The following is a 15451-nucleotide window of genomic DNA, read 5'->3' on the forward strand; positions in this document are numbered from 1 at the left end:
GGGCTCGCCCAGAGAGTCCGAGGACACTCTTACTTCTTGTCTGCCTCATCGGCGTTGGCCGCGTGAGCGTCCTCTGCCTCGACACCCTCGATGACGGCGTCTGCATTCTCGACCTGAGCGTCGGTTGCCTCGGCCTCGACGGCCTCGACGACGTTCTGATCGGATGCAGCCTCGTCAGCGGCGGTCTCGTCGTTCGTGGCGGCAGGCGCGGCCTGCGATGCCTGGACACGACGAGCACGGTCCGCCTCGTTGGCCACCGTCTGCTCGCGAACGAGCTCGATGATGGCCTGAGGAGCGTTGTCACCCTTGCGGGGGACGGTCTTGATGATGCGGGTGTAGCCGCCTGCGCGCTCGGCGAAGTGCGGGCCGATCTCTGCGAACAGAGTGTGAACGACATCCTTGTTGCGGATGTCCTTCATGACCTCACGACGGTGAGCCAGCGAGCCGGCCTTCGCGTGCGTGATGATCTTCTCGGCGTAGGGGCGGAGGCGCTTGGCCTTCGACTCCGTGGTGGTGATCCGTCCGTGCTCGAACAGCGCCGTCGCCAGGTTGGCGAGAATCGCCTTCTGGTGCGACGCCGATCCGCCGAGACGGCGACCCTTGGTGGGCTTGGGCATGTCAATCTCTCCTGATCAAGAGCTCGGGACGCGAGTGCGTCAGAGCTGTTCGGTCTCGGCGTAGTCCTGCTCGGCGCCGTCGGCATCGCTCACGGCGGTGTCGGTGTCGCTCCAGGTACCGGTGGCGGCGTCGTATCCGGCGACAGTGCTCGGATCGAACGTCGCGGGGCTGTCCTTGAGCGAGAGGCCGAGCGAGTGCAGCTTGACCTTGACCTCGTCGATGGACTTCTGTCCGAAGTTACGGATGTCCAGCAGATCCGACTCGGTACGGCCGACCAGCTCGCCGACGGTGTGAACACCCTCGCGCTTGAGGCAGTTGTAGGACCGGACGGTGAGGTCCAGATCCTCGATCGGCAGACCGAAGGATGCGATGTGATCGGCCTCGGCGGGCGAGGGTCCGATCTCGATGCCTTCTGCTTCGACGTTGAGCTCACGGGCAAGCCCGAACAGCTCGACCAGGGTCTTGCCCGCCGAGGCGAGCGCGTCCCGCGCGGTGATGGAGTTCTTGGTCTCCACGTCGAGAACGAGCCGATCGAAGTCGGTGCGCTGCTCGACGCGGGTGGCCTCCACCTTGTAGGTCACCTTCAGCACGGGCGAGTAGATCGAGTCGACCGGGATACGGCCGATCTCGGCGCCCGACGCCTTGTTCTGAACAGCCGGAACGTATCCGCGGCCACGCTCGACGACGAGCTCGATCTCGAGCTTGCCCTTGTCGTTCAGGGTCGCGATGTGCAGATCCGGGTTGTTCACGGTGACGCCGGCCGGAGGAACGATGTCGCCTGCAGTGACAGTTCCGGGGCCCTGCTTGCGGACGTACATGGTGACCGGCTCGTCCTCTTCCGAGGACACGACGAGACCCTTGAGGTTCAGGATGATGTCGGTGACATCCTCCTTCACGCCGGGGACCGTGGTGAATTCGTGCAGAACGCCGTCGATACGGATGCTGGTGACAGCAGCGCCGGGGATCGACGAGAGAAGCGTGCGGCGAAGCGAGTTGCCGAGGGTGTACCCGAAGCCAGGCTCGAGGGGCTCGATGACGAACTTCGAGCGGTTGTCAGCGATGACCTCTTCGGTCAGCGTGGGTCGCTGAGAAATGAGCATTGATGTCCTCCTGGGAAGAGCGTCCGCTATTTGACGCTCGTGGTGGGGCGGTCAACGCCCCGTGCGCCTCGCGTGTTCCCGCAGGGGGAGGTCACGTGAGGCACACGGGCCGATGGCCTACTTCGAGTAGTACTCGACGATGAGCTGCTCGGTCAGCGGGATGTCGATCTGCGAACGCTCCGGCTCCTGGTGGACCAGGATGCGGAGACGGTTCGGAACGACCTGCAGCCAACCGGCAACGGGACGATCGCCGTAGGTCTCGCGGGCGATCTGGAAAGGCAGCGTGCTCAGCGACTTCTCTCGGACGTCGATGATGTCGTACTGCGAGACGCGGTAGCTGGGGATGTCGACCTTCTTGTTGTTGACCAAGAAGTGGCCGTGCGTGACCAGCTGGCGTGCCTGACGACGCGTGCGAGCGAGGCCCGCACGGTAGACGACGTTGTCGAGACGCGTCTCGAGGATGCGGAGCAGGTTCTCACCCGTCTTGCCCTTGAGGCGGTTCGCTTCCTTGTAGTACAGCGAGAACTGCTTCTCCATGACGCCGTAGGTGAAGCGTGCCTTCTGCTTCTCCTGCAGCTGGAGCAGGTACTCGCTCTCCTTGATACGCGCGCGGCCGTGCTGGCCGGGCGGGTACGGGCGACGCTCGAAGGCCTGGTCGCCTCCGACGAGGTCGACGCGCAGTCGACGCGACTTGCGGGTGATGGGTCCGGTATAACGAGCCATGTTCTGTTACTTCCTTCCCGCTAGACGCGACGGCGCTTGGGCGGACGGCAGCCGTTGTGCGGCTGGGGGGTGACATCGGAGATGGTGCCGACCTCGAGGCCTGCCGCCTGGAGCGAACGGATCGCGGTCTCGCGGCCGGAGCCGGGACCCTTCACGAAGACGTCGACCTTCTTGACGCCGTGCTCCTGCGCCTTGCGCGCGGCACTCTCGGCAGCGAGCTGAGCGGCGAACGGAGTCGACTTGCGCGAGCCCTTGAAGCCCACGTGGCCCGAGGACGCCCACGAGATGACGTTGCCCGACGGGTCGGTGATCGACACGATCGTGTTGTTGAACGTGCTCTTGATGTGAGCGCTGCCGTGCGGGACGTTCTTCTTGTCCCTGCGGCGCGTCTTCTGGGTCTTCTTCGGACCGGAGGTGCGTGACTTCGGGGGCATTACTTCGCCTTCTTCTTGCCGGCAATGGTGCGCTTCGGTCCCTTACGGGTGCGCGCATTGGTCTTCGTGCGCTGTCCACGGACGGGCAGACCACGACGGTGGCGAAGGCCCTGGTAGCAGCCGATCTCGATCTTGCGACGGATGTCGGCCTGCACCTCGCGGCGCAGGTCGCCCTCGACCTTGAGCGACTCCTCGATGTACTCGCGGAGCTTGGTCAGGTCCTCGTCGGTGAGGTCCTTGCTCCGGAGATCGGGGCTGACGCCCGTGGCGGAGAGAATCTCCTGCGAACGGGTACGGCCGATGCCGTAGATGTAGGTGAGTGCGATCTCCATGCGCTTCTCGCGCGGAAGATCCACACCGGCTAGACGTGCCATGTGGCGTTTTCCTTCATTCGTGCGGAGGTCTGCTCCCAGTCCGTCCCCATACATGTGGTGCTCGGGGCCCCGGCCTCCGCGGCCGGGGGTGTACTACCCGCGTGTGGGCAGCTGGTGCTGGGAGGTCTTCTTCTGGCATGTGGAGCCAAGTAGATCTTCGAGAGGGGGGTTGATCAGCCCTGACGCTGCTTGTGGCGCAGGTTGTCGCAGATCACCATGACCCGGCCGTTACGGCGGATCACTTTGCACTTCTCGCAGATCGGCTTGACGCTCGGCTTGACCTTCACGTCTGTTCGATCTCCTGGTCGCGTCCGAGGATCACGCGCGAACGCGTCGAACCTCGGACATGGTTGATCCCCGGCTCGCGAGGAACCGGGGACTCTTGACTACTTGTAGCGGTAGACGATCCGCCCGCGTGTCAGGTCGTAGGGAGACAGCTCGACCACGACGCGATCCTCGGGGAGGATGCGGATGTAGTGCTGCCGCATCTTGCCGCTGATGTGAGCGAGCACCTTGTGACCGTTCTCCAGCTCGATGCGAAACATCGCATTGGGCAGGGGTTCGACTACTCGGCCCTCGACCTCGATTGCGCCGTCCTTCTTTGCCATATCCTCCGCGATCCTGGTTTGCACACCTGATTGACGTCTCGTAACCACACTTCGTGCAGGCACGCGTGAACGCACCGACGTTCCATGTTACCGGGTCGGAGCGAGCAGGCCAAACCAGCCGTCCACAGGCGCGGAGCACCCTCAGCCCGAATGGCCCCGATAGGTGCCGAAGGACCAGTGCACCCCCTCGGGATCGAGGCAGGTGAAACCCTGGCCGCCGTAGTCCTCGTCGCGCAGGGGTTCCACGATACGGGCGCCGGCCTCGCGCGCGCGATCGTGCAGTCGCGTCAGTTCGTCCTGTCCCACGGCAACGTAGACGGCGCCGACTCCGGGCGGCAGGCCCGCGATGGTGCTGTCCGGTCGCGCCGAGCCGAGCATGACGGCTCCGCCGCCGGGGCGGACGAGCTCGGCGTGGTCGACGCGCTCCCCCTCGCCGTACACGGCGGCCTCGGTGAAGCCGAGGACGTCGACGAGGAAGGCGATCGCGGCACGCGCGTCGTCGTAGCGGAGTGCGGGCCAGACGACGGTCGGGGTGGTCTCGGTGTGCTGTGTCTCGGTCATGCCGTCGATCCTGTCGCCGCAGAGGTGCGCTCGTCTTGTACGGATGCGAACACCTCGTTCGCACGCCACACCGAGGGCGCCGATCCCGCCAGCGCGCGCCAGTCCCGTGCCATGTGTGCCTGGTCGAAGTAGCCGCAGACCGACGCCACCTCGGCGAGCCGGGGCGGTTCGGCCACCCGCAGCATCGCGTGCGCTCGGGCGAACCGCCCCAGCCGGACCGCGTCCCGCGGCGTGACGGCGTACTCGGAGGCGAACGCGGTCTCGAGGCGTCGACGGCTCCATCCGACCTCCGCGGCGACCTGCTCCACCGACATCGCGGTGGGACCGGTGGTCCGCGCCCACGCCCGCTCCAGCCGGGCATCCGGTTGCGGGGCCCGGCCCAGTCGCGCGCACAGCGTGCGGTCCAGCAGCGCGAATGCCTCACGCCATCCGGTCGCTGCGTGCACGCCGTCGAGAAGCCGAGCGGCATCGCGCCCGAGCAGGTCCTCCAACGGCACGATGTACTGGCGCAACTCGGCGGGCGGGACGTGGAGCAGCGCGCGGCACCCCGCCGGCGTCACCGTGATCTGGACACCGCGCTGCTCGCCGTCGTGCTCGATCACGACGGGTTCGGTCCCCAGACCCGACGCGAGGGCACCGAACTCCCCCGGCCGCTGATCCGCCATCGCGGTGCGGGAGATCGTGAGCGGTGGCCCGATCGGCAGAATGATCGTCAGGTCGACGGACGGCATGCCGACGTGCGAGCCCGGCGCGAAGCCGGAGAGGCGGTACCCCTCGTAGCGACGCACGAGGCCGCGGAGTGGCCGCGACGGCACCGCGGTCGCGCCGTCCGACACGGCTGTCATGGGCACACGGTAGAACGGTACGAGCGAGGCCGCACGGCATTCGTGCACACGCTGCGGACGAGGAGGACCGATCGATGGCCGAGGATCCAGGACGCGTCGAGAAGGCGTTGGTGTCGATCCTCGATAACGGGAGCCGACTGCAGGGCCCCGCCGTCGAGAAGTACGTCTGGCGAATACGCCGCGCGCATCCCACCGAGTCGCCGGCGCAGATCATCGGTCGCCTGGAGAAGACGTTCCTGAACGCCGTGACGGGAAGCGGCGGGGCTGCCGGGGCCACCGCCGCGGTGCCCGGCATCGGCACCGTCGCGTCGGTCGCTGCCGTCGGCACCGAGACGGCCTTCTTCGTCGAGGCCTCCGCACTGCTCACCCTGTCGGTGGCCGCCGTCCACGGCATCGCCGTGCACGACCACGAACAGCGGCGTGCGCTGGTGCTGGCGGTGGCTCTCGGTGAGTCCGGCCGGGAGATCGTCGGCAGGACACTGGGCCGCGGCAACGTGGGCCGCGTGCTCACCGCCGGGATCCCCGGCGCGAACCTCGGCAGTCTGAACAAGCGGCTCGTCCGCAAGTTCGTCGCCAAGTACGCCGCGAAGCGAGGGGCGGTCATGCTCGGCACGCTGCTGCCCGCGGGCATCGGAGCCGTCATCGGCGGAGCCGGCAACCGCGCCTTGGGCAAAGGCGTCGTCACCAATGCACGGGACGCCTTCGGGCCGCCGCCGGCGCGGTGGCAGGACGCACCGGGCGTCGTCGAGCCGGACGCCTGACGCGTGCACGTCACCACCGAGACGAGCCCCGGACACGCGCTCGAGGCGCGTGACCTCACCAAGACGTACGGAACCGCGGTCGCCGCCGCGCGGATCGGGTTCGTCGTACCGCGCGGATCGGTGACCGGGTTGTTCGGACCCGTCGGTTCCGGCACGTCGACCACGCTGCGAATGCTCCTCGGGCTCGTACAGCCCGACGAGGGTGCGGCGCTGGTGGAGGGCCTGCCGTACGCGGCACTCGTCGAGCCGGGCCGCGCCGTCGGTGCCGTGCTCGGCGGCGGCGGCGCGCACCCCCGCCGCACGGCGCGCGCACACCTGCGCACTCTCGCGCCCGTCCTCGGTGTCGCCGACTCCCGTGTGGAGGAGGTGCTCGCACTCGTCGGTCTGCACGACGTCGCCGGTCGCCGCGTCGGCGAGTTCTCTCTCGGGATGCGGCAGCGCCTCGCGCTCGCGGCGGCACTGCTCGGCACACCTCGCATCCTCGTGCTGGACGAGCCGACCGACGGTCTCGACCCCGGCGGCATCGTGTGGCTCCGCGACTTCCTGCGCGGATTCGCTCGTGCGGGCGGCTCCGTTCTGGTGTCCGGCCACGTCGTTCGCGAGCTCGAGGCCGTCGTCGACCACGTCGTGATCCTCGACCGCGGCTCGGTCGTCTTCCACGGCAGTATCGGTGAGCTCCGCGGTACCCGTCCCGCCCGAATCCTGGTGCACAGTTCGAACCCCGCCGCCCTGGCTCTGGGCCTCGCCGCGTCCGGCCACACCGACGCCGTGCTGGGTCCCGACGGCCGACTCGTGGTCACCGATGTCGGCGAGGCCGTGATCCGGTCGACGGCGCACGCGTCCGGGGTGACCGTCCACGGAACCGTGGTGTCCGCCGTGGACCTCGAGCAGATCTACCTGTCCCTCACGACCCCGGTCGGTCCGCATCCAGCCCTCACCGGAGCTCGGCGATGAGCCCCACGGCAGGCGGTCTGCTCCGAGCGGAGATCCGCCGGGTCGGATCCTTGCGGTCGTGGTGGGCACTGGGTCTACCGCCCGTGCTGATCGGCGGATTCGCCAGCGCCGTGTACGCCGCCATCGCGTCGTCGGACGCGCTCACCGGCGTCGACGACGCCAATCGCGTCGCCGCTCTCATCGGGTTGTACGTCACCGTGGGCGTGTCGGTGCTGTTCGCCGCCGTGTTCGGCGCGGTGCACGCCGCGACCGACCTGCGCCACGGCGCCGCGTCCACGACCTTCCTCGCCGCGCCGCGTCGCGGTCAGGTGGTGGCCGCCAGGATTCTCGTCTCGGCCGCCGTCGGTGTCGCGTACGCCGTGGTGTCCGTCCTCGTCAGCGTGGCGTCGCTCGCACTGTTCGGGGGCAACACAGTGGTGGACGACGGACTGGTGATCGCGGTCTGTCTTCTCGGCATCGTCGTCTCCGCGCTGTGGTGTGTCCTCGGCTGCGGGCTCGGGCTGCTCACCGGCTCCCCTGCCATCGCGGCGATCGTCGTGGTCGCGTGGCTACCGATCGGAGAGCTCGTCGTGATCGCGGTGCTCAGCGGCATCGGCGCGGAGGCGGTCGCCGCCCTGCTCCCCGGAGCCACCACCGTCGCGATCATGGCAGCGGACAAGGGGACGGACGGCGACATGCTGCTTCCGTTCTCCGCTGCCGTCATCGGACTGCTGCTGTGGACCATCGGCATCGCCGGAGCCGGGTGGCTGCGCACCACTCGCCGAGACGTGACGTGAGCACTCCCGATTCGCGAGGGTGGATCCGCAGGCTGGCGTCGGACTGCTTCGCTCATCGCCGCGTCGCGGTGGGCGCACTCGCGGTGACCTTCGTGGCCGCTGCCATCGACATCATGTTCCCCCTCCTCACCCGCGCCGCCGTCGACGGCGCGTCGGCCAGCCGCACCGACCACATCGCCACCATCGCCGCGGCCATCGCGGGACTGGCCGTCGTCCGCTTCGCGTGCCAGTTCGGGCGGCGCCTCCTCGCCGGCGCCCTGTCCATCGACGTGCAACACGGACTGCGCCAACGCCTGCTCGCGTCGCTGCACCGCCTCGACGGCGAGCGGCAGGACGAGGTGCAGGTCGGTCAGGTGGTGTCGCGCTCGATCACCGACCTGCAGCTGGTGCAGGGTCTGCTCGCCATGGTCCCGTTGTCGGCGGGCGCCCTGCTGCAGTTCGTCCTGGCTCTCGGCGTGATGGCGTACCTGTCGCCGCTGCTCACCCTGGTGGCGCTCGCCGTTGTACCGGCCATCAGCGTGCTGGTCGTCCGCATGCGCCCCACGCTGTACGCGGCCACCTGGTCGGCCCAGCAGCAGGCCGCGGAACTGGCCGGGCACGTGGAGGAGACGGTCACCGGTGTGCGCGTGGTCAAGGGCTTCGACCAGGAATCGCGTGCCGTGGACACGCTGGAGCGCATCGGCCGGCGGCTGTACGCCGAGCGCCTGCGCGCCGCCGTCGTGAACTCCCGATTCGCCCCCGGCATGGCGGCGCTGCCGCAGCTCGGTCTGGTGGGTGTGGTGGCCCTGGGTGGGTGGTCGGCTCTGTCCGGTTCCATCACCGTCGGCACGTTCCTGGCCTTCGCGAGTTACGTCGCCACGATGGCCGCCGTGACCCGGACACTGACGTCCGTCGTGGTCATGGCCCAGCTGTCCCGTGCCGCGGTCGAACGGGTGTACGGCGTCATCGACACCCGGCCGGCGCACGAGGAACCCGAGAATCCGGTACCGATCCCGGACGGACCACTGGGCCTGCGTCTGCGCGACGTCCGATTCGGTTTCGACCCCGACGCCCCCGTGCTGGACGGACTGGACCTCATGGTCGCGCCGGGCGAGACGGTGGCGGTGGTGGGCCCCTCCGGCAGCGGCAAGTCGACCCTGTCCATGCTGCTGCCGCGGTTCTACCGACCGTCGTCGGGCAGCATCGTGCTCACGTCCGAGAACGGCGACGTCGACATCGCCGACCTGTCCGCCGACGACCTCCGCGCGGCGGTGTCGGTCGCGTTCGACGATCCGTTCCTGTTCTCCTCCAGCGTCGCGCGCAACATCGCCCTCGGTGCCCCCGACGCGTCGGAGGCGAGTGTCCGCGACGCGGCCACGCGCGCCATGGCCGACGACTTCGTCCGCGACCTGTCCGACGGTTACGACACCACGGTGGGTGAGCGCGGGCTCTCGCTGTCCGGTGGCCAACGCCAACGCATCGCGCTCGCGCGGGTCCTGCTGTCCTCCCCGCGCGTCCTGGTCCTCGACGACGCCACCTCGGCCGTCGATGCCCGCACGGAGGCAGCGATCTTCGACCGGCTGCGTTCCGGTCCACGCCGGACGACGGTGCTGCTCGCGCACCGTAGGTCGACGCTCGCGCTGGCCGATCGCGTCGCCGTCCTGGACCGGGGGCGCATCGTCGACATCGGCACCGAGGCCGAACTCGACGAGCGTTGCCCCCTGTTCCGCGCGCTGATGTCCGGCGCAGGCGAGAAGTCCCAGCCGGCGCAGGACGACGTGCCCGCCGACTCGCTGTGGCCGGACGACGGCGACTCCACCGAGTTCGCGTCCTCACCCGCCTCCCGCGCGAGCGCGGACGGCGCGGCTGCCGGCGGCCCTCCCGGCCCGGGCGGTCACATGGCGTCGTCACTCGGCGGCGCCGTGCCCACCGAGGCCATGACCGAGATCCTGACCCGACTCGCCCCGGCCGACGAGGACCCACGCGTCGACACCGCGACGGCTCGGCGGGACGAGTCGACGTTCACCCTGCGGCGCACCCTCGCCCCCGTCGCCGGACTGCTCGCGGTGGTCATGGTCTGCCTGGCGTTCGACTCGGCCGTCACCATCGCCTTCCCGTCGATCGTGCGGTTCGCCGTCGACCACGGTGTCGCCGAGAGGTCCACCGGAATCCTCGCGGCGGTGTCGGGCATCGCGCTGGCGCTGGTGATCGTCGACTGGCTCGTGGTCCGCACCATGACGGTGGTGACCGCGCGGGCCGGTGAGCGCGTGCTCTTCGGGCTCCGCGTCCGCAGCTACGCGCACCTGCAGCGTCTCGGCCTCGACTACTACGAGCGAGAACTGTCCGGCCGGATCATGACCCGCATGACGACCGACGTGGACGCGTTGTCGGCGTTCATGCAGACGGGTCTCTCGACGGCCGTCGTCAGCCTCCTGACGATCGTCGGCGTGTCGGCCGCCTTGATCCTCACCGACGGCGTCCTCGCCGCGGTGGCCCTGTCGGTCGTCCCGATCCTGGTGGTGGCGACGCTGGTGTTCCGCCGCATCTCCGCTCGCGCGTACTCGACGTCACGCGAGCGCATCTCGGCCGTCAACGCGGAGTTCCAGGAGAACGTCACCGGACTACGGGTCACGCAGGCGTACCGGCATCAGACGGCTGCGGCACGCTCGTTCCTCGCCCGCTCCGAGTCGTACCGCCGCAGCCGGATGCGGTCGCAACGGGCCATCTCGGTGTTCTTCCCGTTCATCGCGTTCCTGTCGGACCTCGCCCTCGCCGCCGTGGTCCTCGTCGGTGCGTACCGCGTGGCCGACGGGCGCACCTCGGCCGGCGCCCTCGTCGCCTTCGTGCTGTACCTGGGTCTGCTCTTCGGCCCCATCCAACAGTTGTCCCAGGTGTTCGACGGCTATCAGCAGGCGTCCGTGGGTCTCACTCGCATCGGTGACCTGTTGCGCACCCGCAGCTCGATCGAGCAGGCCGGGTCGTCGACGCCGGTCTCGGTCCCACCGCGACTGCGCGGCGACATCGCGCTGAAGGACGTCACCTTCCGCTACGCCGGGGCTCCGCGGGATGCGCTGACGTCGGTCGACCTGCACGTTCCGGCGGGATCGACGGTGGCACTGGTGGGTCGCACCGGCGCCGGCAAGTCGACCATCGTGAAGTTGATGGCGCGGTTCTACGACCCGACCACCGGGGACGTCGTCGTGGACGACGTGCCCGTGCGGTCGTACCCGCTCGGCGACTACCGCCGACGTCTGGGAGTCGTTCCGCAGGAGGCGCATCTCTTCAGCGGCACCATCGCTTCCAACATCGCTTTCGGGCGTCCGGACGCGACGCGCGCCGACATCGAGAGCGCGGCCCGCGCCGTGGGTGCACTGCCCGCCATCGCCACACTCCCCCTCGGCATGGCGACGCCCGTCGGAGAACGTGGCCGCGGCCTCGCAGCGGGAACCCGACAGTTACTGGCGCTGGCGCGCGCCGAGCTGGTCGATCCGGACATCCTGTTGCTCGACGAGGCGACGGCGACCCTGGACCCGGCGACGGAACGAGCGGTCCTGGACGCCGGCCGCACCGTGACCACCCGTCGGACATCGGTGATCGTGGCGCACCGCCTCGCGACCGCCGCGCGGGCCGACCTCGTCGTAGTGGTCGACGACGGGCGCATCGTGGAGAGCGGAACCCACGAGAACCTGGCGCGCTCGGACGGTTTCTACGCCGAACTCTGGGAAACCACCGAAGGACGTACCACGGCTGCGAGTGGCGCGGGTCACGCACCCGGCGACGGCACGACCACACCACACACCGGTGAAGCCGATCACAAGGGTGATCCGGACACACGGCCGCGGACCGAAAGGTCTAACCTTGATCGTGCCGTGCGCTGAGCGAGAACGAAGAAGGAAACGAGGCGAACACCTGCCGTGAGCAGCAGCTCTACAACACAGTTCGGACAGAATCAGTGGTTGGTCGACGAAATGTACCAGCGTTTCAAGACCGATCCGTCGTCGGTCGACGAGAGCTGGCACGAGTTCCTCGCCGACTACACGCCCGAGCAGAACGGTAGCGGCGATCCCGCCACCGACACCGAGACCACCACAGCCGCACCCGCTTCCGCGACGGCAGCTGCGCCGAAGGCGGAGAAGCCTGCTGCGCCGAAGACCGAGAAGCCTGCCGCGCCGAAGGCCGACAAGCCGGCCGCCGCGAAGACCGACAAGCCGGCACCGAAGGCGGAGACCAAGCCCGTGACCACAGCTGCCCCCGCGAAGTCGACCGCCGCCGCCGGGCCGGCCGAGAAGAAGTCCGCGGCCGTGCCGCCCGCACAGCCGGAGTCGGACGCGCCGAAGGAGGACACGACCAAGGTGCTCCGCGGCGCCTCGGCCGCGGTCGCAAAGAACATGGCCGCCTCGTTGCAGATCCCGACGGCCACCAGCGTGCGCGCCATCCCCGCGAAGCTGATGATCGACAACCGTCTCGTGATCAACAACCACCTCGCGCGCACCCGCGGTGGCAAGATCTCGTTCACTCACCTGCTCGGCTACGCCATCGTGCAGGCGGTCAAGTCGTTCCCCAACATGAACCGGCACTTCGCCGAGATCGACGGCAAGCCCAACGCGGTCACCCCCGCGCACACCAACCTCGGCCTCGCCATCGACCTGCCGGGCAAGGACGGTTCGCGGTCACTCGTCGTCGCCGCGATCAAGGGGTGCGAGGAGTTCACGTTCAACCAGTTCCACACTGCCTACGAGGACATCGTCCGTCGTGCGCGCGACGGCAAGCTCACCGCCGCCGACTTCAGCGGCGTCACGATCTCGCTGACCAACCCGGGCACCATCGGCACCGTGCACTCGGTTCCACGTCTGATGAACGGCCAGGGCACCATCATCGGCGCCGGCGCCATGGAGTACCCCGCAGAGTTCCAGGGCTCCAGCGAGGAGCGCATCGCCGAGATGGGCGTCGGCAAGCTGATGACGCTCACCTCGACGTACGACCACCGCCTCATCCAGGGCGCGGAGTCGGGCGACTTCCTTCGCACGATCCACAACCTGCTGATCAGCGACGAGTTCTACGACCAGATCTTCCACGGTCTGGCCATTCCGTACGAGCCGATCCGCTGGCGTCGTGACCTGCCCACCGGCGGCGTCGACAAGAACACGCGCGTCCTCGAGCTCATCGCGGCCTACCGGAACCGTGGCCACCTCATGGCCGACACGGATCCGTTGATGTTCACCAAGGACAAGTTCCGGATGCACCCGGACCTCGACGTGATCAGCCACGACCTGACGTTGTGGGACCTCGACCGCGAGTTCCAGGTCGGCGGCTTCCACGGCCAGGACAAGATGAAGCTGCGCGACGTGCTCAGCGTGCTGCGCGACTCCTACTGCCGGCACGCCGCCATCGAGTACACGCACATCCTCGAGACCGACCAGGTGGCGTGGCTCCAGGAGCGCGTCGAGGCCAAGCACGTCAAGCCGACGGTCGCTCAGCAGAAGTACATCCTGAGCAAGCTCAACGCGGCCGAGGCGTTCGAGACGTTCCTGCAGACCAAGTACGTCGGACAGAAGCGCTTCTCGCTCGAGGGCGCAGAGTCCGTCATCCCGATGATGGACTCGGTCATCGACCAGTCCGCCGAGCACGCCCTCGACGAGGTCGTCATCGGCATGCCGCACCGTGGACGCCTGAACGTGCTCGCCAACATCGTCGGCAAGCCGTACTCGAAGATCTTCACCGAGTTCGAGGGCAACATGAACCCGGCCGCCGCACACGGGTCGGGCGACGTGAAGTACCACCTCGGTGCCGAGGGCAACTACATCCAGATGTTCGGCGAGAACGACATCAAGGTGTCGCTCACGGCCAACCCCTCGCACCTCGAGGCAGTCGACCCGGTCCTCGAGGGCCTGGTCCGCGCCAAGCAGGACATGCTGAACAAGGGCGACTCGTCCGACGGCTTCTCCGTCCTGCCGCTCATGCTGCACGGCGACGCGGCCTTCGCGGGCCAGGGCGTGGTGGCGGAGACGCTGAACCTCGCACTGCTGCGCGGGTACCGCACCGGCGGCACCGTGCACATCGTCGTCAACAACCAGGTCGGCTTCACGACGGCGCCGGAGCACTCGCGCTCCAGCGAGTACTGCACCGACGTCGCGAAGATGATCGGCGCACCGATCTTCCACGTGAACGGCGACGACCCGGAGGCGTGCGCCTGGGTGGCTCGACTGGCGGTCGACTTCCGTCAGAAGTTCCACAAGGACGTCGTCATCGACATGATCTGCTACCGCCGTCGCGGCCACAACGAGGGTGACGATCCCTCGATGACGCAGCCGGCGATGTACGACGTGATCGACACCAAGCGCAGCGTCCGCAAGAGCTACACCGAGTCGCTCATCGGTCGTGGCGACATCAGCCTCAAGGAGGCCGAGGACGCACTCCGCGACTACCAGGGCCAGCTCGAACGCGTCTTCAACGAGGTGCGCGAACTCGAGAAGTACACCCCGGAGCCGAGCGAGTCCGTCGAGCTCGACCAGCAGCTGCCCGCCAAGCTCACCACCGCGGTGGACAAGTCGGTTCTGCACCGCATCGGCGACGCGTTCGTCAACGTCCCGGACGGTTTCACCGTGCACCCGCGCGTGCAGCCCGTCCTCGACAAGCGTCGCGAGATGGCTTACGAGGGCAAGGTCGACTGGGCGTTCGGCGAGCTGCTCGCACTCGGCACGCTGATCGACGAGGGCAAGCTCGTGCGCATGTCCGGCCAGGACACCCGTCGCGGCACGTTCACGCAGCGGCACTCGGTCATCATCGATCGCAAGACCGGTGAGGAGTACACGCCGCTGCACAACCTCGGCAGCGACGATCCGGGCAAGTTCCTGGTCTACGACTCCGCGCTGAGCGAGTACGCGGCGGTCGGCTTCGAGTACGGCTACTCCGTGGGCAACCCGGACGCGCTGGTGCTGTGGGAGGCGCAGTTCGGCGACTTCGTCAACGGTGCCCAGTCCATCATCGACGAGTTCATCTCGTCCGGTGAGGCCAAGTGGGGACAGCTCTCCGACGTCGTGCTGCTGCTGCCGCACGGCCACGAGGGCCAGGGCCCCGACCACACCTCGGGGCGCATCGAGCGGTTCCTGCAGCTGTGCGCCGAGGGATCGATGACGGTCGCGGTGCCGTCCACGCCGGCGAACTACTTCCACCTGCTGCGTCGTCACGCACGTGACGGCATCCAGCGGCCCCTGGTCGTGTTCACCCCGAAGTCGATGCTGCGCAACAAGGCTGCGGTCAGCAACATCGAGGACTTCACCGACGGCAAGTTCCACTCCGTCTTCGACGAGCCCACCTACGACTCGGGCGACGGTGACCGCAAGAAGGTCGAGCGGGTGCTCATGGTCAGCGGCAAGCTGTACTACGAGCTGCTCGCCTTCAAGCAGAAGAACAAGCGGGACGACGTCGCCATCGTGCGGGTCGAGCAGCTCTACCCGATCCCGAGCCGCCGCATCGCGGAGGCGCTGGACGGCTACCCCAACGCCACCGAGTACCGGTGGGTCCAGGAGGAGCCGGCCAACCAGGGTGCGTGGCCGACGTTCGGTCTCGCGTTCCCGGAGCTGCTGCCCGAGCGTCTGTCCGGCATCAAGCGCGTCTCGCGGCGTCCGATGTCCGCACCGTCGTCGGGTTCGAGCAAGGTCCACGCGGTCGAGCAGGCCGAGATCATCGACACGGCCTTCAACGGGTGATCGTTCACC

At 68.4% G+C, this 15451-nt stretch carries 14 protein-coding genes; 5 read left to right on the forward strand and 9 right to left on the reverse strand.

Features of this window, described 5'->3' with window-relative positions; translation table 11 throughout:
* Nucleotides 1–29: 29 nt before the first annotated feature.
* The 9 genes from rplQ to OHB23_RS17630 all read right to left on the reverse strand — a co-directional run bounded on the left by rplQ (nucleotide 30) and on the right by OHB23_RS17630 (nucleotide 5263).
* Nucleotides 30–617: a 50S ribosomal protein L17 gene (gene rplQ / locus OHB23_RS17590; RefSeq protein WP_328810026.1), complete on the reverse strand. Its 588-nt coding sequence runs from the start codon at nucleotides 615–617 to the stop codon at nucleotides 30–32.
* Between the two features lie 39 nt (nucleotides 618–656).
* Nucleotides 657–1718 (reverse strand): DNA-directed RNA polymerase subunit alpha, encoded by a 1062-nt coding sequence (locus OHB23_RS17595; RefSeq protein WP_027503822.1) that lies wholly within the window; start codon nucleotides 1716–1718, stop codon nucleotides 657–659.
* A 117-nt stretch (nucleotides 1719–1835) separates the two neighbouring features.
* Complete coding sequence (gene rpsD, locus OHB23_RS17600; RefSeq protein WP_027503823.1) at nucleotides 1836–2441, reverse strand: 30S ribosomal protein S4; 606 nt, start codon at nucleotides 2439–2441, stop codon at nucleotides 1836–1838.
* A 20-nt stretch (nucleotides 2442–2461) separates the two neighbouring features.
* Nucleotides 2462–2875: a 30S ribosomal protein S11 gene (rpsK, locus tag OHB23_RS17605; protein WP_027503824.1), complete on the reverse strand. Its 414-nt coding sequence runs from the start codon at nucleotides 2873–2875 to the stop codon at nucleotides 2462–2464.
* Entirely contained in the window at nucleotides 2875–3249 is a 375-nt protein-coding gene (gene rpsM, locus OHB23_RS17610) for a 30S ribosomal protein S13 (RefSeq protein WP_027503825.1), read from the reverse strand. The genes rpsK and rpsM overlap by 1 nt, the downstream gene beginning before the upstream one ends.
* A gap of 173 nt (nucleotides 3250–3422) precedes the next feature.
* Entirely contained in the window at nucleotides 3423–3536 is a 114-nt protein-coding gene (rpmJ, locus tag OHB23_RS17615) for a 50S ribosomal protein L36 (RefSeq protein ID WP_009679193.1), read from the reverse strand.
* Between the two features lie 99 nt (nucleotides 3537–3635).
* Complete coding sequence (gene infA, locus OHB23_RS17620) at nucleotides 3636–3857, reverse strand: translation initiation factor IF-1 (protein ID WP_005140011.1); 222 nt, start codon at nucleotides 3855–3857, stop codon at nucleotides 3636–3638.
* A gap of 141 nt (nucleotides 3858–3998) precedes the next feature.
* On the reverse strand, nucleotides 3999–4418 hold the full coding sequence (locus OHB23_RS17625) for a VOC family protein (RefSeq protein WP_027503826.1): 420 nt from the start codon (nucleotides 4416–4418) through the stop codon (nucleotides 3999–4001).
* Nucleotides 4415–5263 (reverse strand): helix-turn-helix domain-containing protein, encoded by an 849-nt coding sequence (locus OHB23_RS17630; RefSeq protein ID WP_328810029.1) that lies wholly within the window; start codon nucleotides 5261–5263, stop codon nucleotides 4415–4417. Before OHB23_RS17630 ends, OHB23_RS17625 begins: the two co-directional genes overlap by 4 nt.
* 74 nt (nucleotides 5264–5337) lie before the next feature.
* On the opposite strand from OHB23_RS17630, the gene OHB23_RS17635 reads away from it, so the two are divergent.
* Genes OHB23_RS17635 through OHB23_RS17655 form a run of 5 tightly spaced genes read left to right on the forward strand, consistent with a single transcriptional unit; the run spans nucleotide 5338 to nucleotide 15442 of the window.
* Nucleotides 5338–6024, forward strand: a complete 687-nt coding sequence (locus OHB23_RS17635) for a hypothetical protein (RefSeq protein WP_056442559.1) — start codon at nucleotides 5338–5340, stop codon at nucleotides 6022–6024.
* A 3-nt stretch (nucleotides 6025–6027) separates the two neighbouring features.
* Nucleotides 6028–6978: an ATP-binding cassette domain-containing protein gene (locus tag OHB23_RS17640; protein ID WP_328810030.1), complete on the forward strand. Its 951-nt coding sequence runs from the start codon at nucleotides 6028–6030 to the stop codon at nucleotides 6976–6978.
* A complete protein-coding gene (locus tag OHB23_RS17645; protein ID WP_328810031.1) occupies nucleotides 6975–7754 on the forward strand; it encodes a hypothetical protein in 780 nt (259 codons plus the stop codon). The genes OHB23_RS17640 and OHB23_RS17645 overlap by 4 nt, the downstream gene beginning before the upstream one ends.
* Nucleotides 7751–11611 carry an ABC transporter ATP-binding protein gene (locus OHB23_RS17650; protein ID WP_328810032.1) on the forward strand — a complete coding sequence of 1287 codons (3861 nt, stop codon included), beginning with the start codon at nucleotides 7751–7753 and terminating at the stop codon, nucleotides 11609–11611. The genes OHB23_RS17645 and OHB23_RS17650 overlap by 4 nt, the downstream gene beginning before the upstream one ends.
* A 36-nt stretch (nucleotides 11612–11647) precedes the next feature.
* Nucleotides 11648–15442, forward strand: a complete 3795-nt coding sequence (locus OHB23_RS17655; protein WP_328810033.1) for a multifunctional oxoglutarate decarboxylase/oxoglutarate dehydrogenase thiamine pyrophosphate-binding subunit/dihydrolipoyllysine-residue succinyltransferase subunit — start codon at nucleotides 11648–11650, stop codon at nucleotides 15440–15442.
* Nucleotides 15443–15451: the final 9 nt, after the last annotated feature.

The organism is Rhodococcus sp. NBC_00294, assembly GCF_036163995.1.
GTDB lineage: Bacteria > Actinomycetota > Actinomycetes > Mycobacteriales > Mycobacteriaceae > Rhodococcoides.

Coding starts and splice junctions, on each gene's coding strand:
- rplQ (WP_328810026.1), bottom strand. CDS start 617: ATGCCCAAGCCCACCAAGGGTCGCCGTCTCGGCGGATCGGCGTCGCAC.
- OHB23_RS17595 (WP_027503822.1), bottom strand. CDS start 1,718: ATGCTCATTTCTCAGCGACCCACGCTGACCGAAGAGGTCATCGCTGAC.
- rpsD (WP_027503823.1), bottom strand. CDS start 2,441: ATGGCTCGTTATACCGGACCCATCACCCGCAAGTCGCGTCGACTGCGC.
- rpsK (WP_027503824.1), bottom strand. CDS start 2,875: ATGCCCCCGAAGTCACGCACCTCCGGTCCGAAGAAGACCCAGAAGACG.
- rpsM (WP_027503825.1), bottom strand. CDS start 3,249: ATGGCACGTCTAGCCGGTGTGGATCTTCCGCGCGAGAAGCGCATGGAG.
- infA (WP_005140011.1), bottom strand. CDS start 3,857: ATGGCAAAGAAGGACGGCGCAATCGAGGTCGAGGGCCGAGTAGTCGAA.
- OHB23_RS17625 (WP_027503826.1), bottom strand. CDS start 4,418: ATGACCGAGACACAGCACACCGAGACCACCCCGACCGTCGTCTGGCCC.
- OHB23_RS17630 (WP_328810029.1), bottom strand. CDS start 5,263: ATGACAGCCGTGTCGGACGGCGCGACCGCGGTGCCGTCGCGGCCACTC.
- OHB23_RS17635 (WP_056442559.1), top strand. CDS start 5,338: ATGGCCGAGGATCCAGGACGCGTCGAGAAGGCGTTGGTGTCGATCCTC.
- OHB23_RS17645 (WP_328810031.1), top strand. CDS start 6,975: ATGAGCCCCACGGCAGGCGGTCTGCTCCGAGCGGAGATCCGCCGGGTC.